General features: G+C 41.0%; 2 protein-coding genes and 1 pseudogene. All 3 read right to left on the bottom strand.

Annotated elements, in window-relative coordinates; translation table 11 throughout:
• Window positions 1-1,427 (bottom strand): glycine--tRNA ligase subunit beta (gene glyS, locus AC3LHT_RS04060; RefSeq protein WP_488662058.1); only part of this gene is annotated, 1,427 nt, incomplete at its 3' end.
• Entirely contained in the window at window positions 1,424-2,275 is an 852-nt protein-coding gene (gene glyQ / locus AC3LHT_RS04055) for a glycine--tRNA ligase subunit alpha (RefSeq protein WP_290645770.1), read from the bottom strand. The genes glyQ and glyS, both read right to left, overlap by 4 nt.
• 16 nt (window positions 2,276-2,291) lie before the next feature.
• Window positions 2,292-2,793 (bottom strand): annotated as a pseudogene (locus AC3LHT_RS04050) (DAK2 domain-containing protein); the annotation flags it as partial.

Here is a 2,793-nt window from a genome sequence, read left to right as displayed (position 1 = left end):
TTCCGTATTCCATAAGGGTCTTTGGACCCTGTGGGAATGTTTCCAAGGTAAAAGTTGCCAACAATGGTATCAACTCTATCAGCAACGCCTACCACAGCTCCAGGAAGCGTTTGTAGTTTCAAAGCATTGTCTTCATAATGCTCTTCGATGCCCAGTGCCACCTCTTCGGCCTCTCCAGATTTTTGGGCATATATTCTTCCTATAATACCTTGTAACTCAGGAAATTCGTAAACAAGCCTTGTTGCAAGATCAGCTTTTGATAGTTCCGCGGTTCTGAGTATCAAGGCTTCCTCTTCAGGCTTTGAAAGAAGCCCTTCGGAAATTATTCGCGACAATTCCTTTACTCTCATTGTTTTATCATACATACTGCCCAGGTTGCGCTGAAACATAATTTCTTTCAGTGCTACAACGTATGTATCCAAAGGGTTTGAAAGATCCTTGTAATAGTAAAAATGCGCATCTTCCAATCGTGCGTTTATAACTTCCTCGTACCCACGTCTTACATTTCCCTTTGGATCGCCTGGACCGTCCTGAAAAGCTACGAACTTTTTGCTTAGCTTGCTGGAATGATAAACAGGAAAAGTTCGCTGATGATGTTTAATCGTAACGATGATCACTTCTGGCGGAAGCTCAAGGTATTTTTCAAGGAATTCACCAACAACCGCTGTGGGATATTCTGTAAGACTCACAACTTCCTCCAATAATTCTTCATCTACTGGAATCTTCGCATTTAGCTCAGATTCAATTCTTTCAAGTTCACTAAGGACACGAGTGCGCCTTTCATCTACATCTGATATTACAAGTGCATCTTTGAGCTTTTCGAAATATGTACCAGCTTCTACCTTAACTTCATCGAAAAAGAACCTATGCCCTCTTGAACAATTTGAAGCTTTCTTGCCAAAAGCTTCGAAATTCAATACTTGATCGTCTAACAAAGCAACGATCCATTTTACAGGACGTACAAAAACAAAGTTGTCTATTCCCCAGCGCATGGGTTTTCTAAATTTCAAGGAACTAATCAAATCTTTGAAAATTAATGGGAGTAATTCCTTTGTGCTTATTCCTGGTACAGTACGTTTAATAAATACATATGGAATACCTTTAAGTTCTCTGATTTCTATATCCTCGACTGTTGCATTATTTGCTCTCAAGAAACCCTCAAGGGCTTTTGTGGGGTTGCCGTCAATGAAAGAAATTTTCTCAGCAGGTCCCCTTTTTTCTTCAGAGAAATCCTCTTGTTTTTCGGGAAGACCTTCAATGAGCACACCGAATCTTCGGCTTCCTACGAAAACCTTGAGTTTCCCATGCTTAAGCTTGTGATTCTTTAGAAGAATCTCGAGTTTTTCATTCAATTGTTTCATCAGGTTCTTAATCTCTGTTGATGGAAGTTCCTCTACACCAACTTCTAAAAGGGCTATATGACTCATAGACAATCACTCTCCTTGGCAACATACATTTCTGCGACTTGTTTAGCCATATTTCTAATTGATTTGATGTAGCCCTGCCTCTGGGAAACGCTAATTGCGTTTCTCGCATCGAGAAGGTTGAAAGTGTGGGAACACTTTACCAGATAATCATAAGCGGGTAGAAGAAGCTTCATTTCTATGCACCTCAGGAATTCTTCTTCGTACATTTTATACAAGTTAAAAAGCATATCTGTATTGGCGTGTTCAAAATTATACACAGAAAACTGTCGTTCGTTTTCGAGAAACACATCACCGTATTTAAAGTGCTCGTTCCAGTCAATATCAAATATGCTGTTTTTCTTTTGGAGGTACATTGCTATACGTTCAAGGCCATAGGTAATTTCAAGGGAAACAGGTGAAACGTCCACGCCACCAACCTGTTGAAAATATGTAAACTGAGTGATTTCCATACCGTCAAGCCAGACTTCCCAGCCTATTCCCCATGCACCTAGGGTTGGTGACTCCCAATTATCTTCAACAAACCGGATGTCGTGTTCTTTGGGGTTAATGCCAAGAGCTTTCAGGGAATCGAGATAAACTTCCTGTGAGTTATCAGGGGATGGTTTCATTATGACTTGATACTGGAAATAACGTTGAGTTCTCATGGGGTTTTCACCATAGCGCCCGTCGGTAGGACGGCGACACGGCTGAACGAAAGCAACTCTCCATGGCTTTTTTCCGAGGGATCTCAAGAAAGTAGATGGATGAAAAGTTCCTGCACCCATTTCAACATCGTATGGCTGATCTATTAGGCAACCTTTTGAGCTCCAATATTCGTTGAGCTTTGCGATTATCTCCTGCAAGTACATCCTAGAGCCTCCATTTCTATTCCAACGAAATTAAGTAGTAGTAATATGGCTGTGCGCCGTTATGCACCTCAAATTCAACATTGTCGAAGTCGTTAGAAAGACTTTCTATGAGCTTTTCAGCTTGTTCTTCTTTGACATCAGAACCATAAAACACTGTTATGATTTCGTAATCGTCCTCTTTGCTGGTTTTTAGTATAGAACTGATGGCATCACGAATAACTTTTTCAAGTCTTCGTCCGGAACTTATGAGCCCTTCCTTCCCAATGGAAAGGTACTCGCCTTTACGCACTTTTTTTCCCTTTATACTCGAATCTCTGATGGCATAAGTGACAGAGATTGGGACTACGTGTTCCATAGCCTCATTCATTTCTGTCAAAAGCTGCTCTGTCTCCAATTCATCATCATACACAGAAAGGGCAGCGATCCCTTCTTGAACTGTTTTGGTTTCAAGGATAATAACTCTTTTGGATGGATTTTTTTCCATAACCGCAGCTGCAGCTTCTCTGGCGGTTAGGAGT

Source organism: Kosmotoga sp. (genome assembly GCF_982836095.1).
The sequence above is the reverse complement of the archived record's forward strand: the minus strand, read 5'-3'. Positions and strand labels throughout refer to the sequence as shown.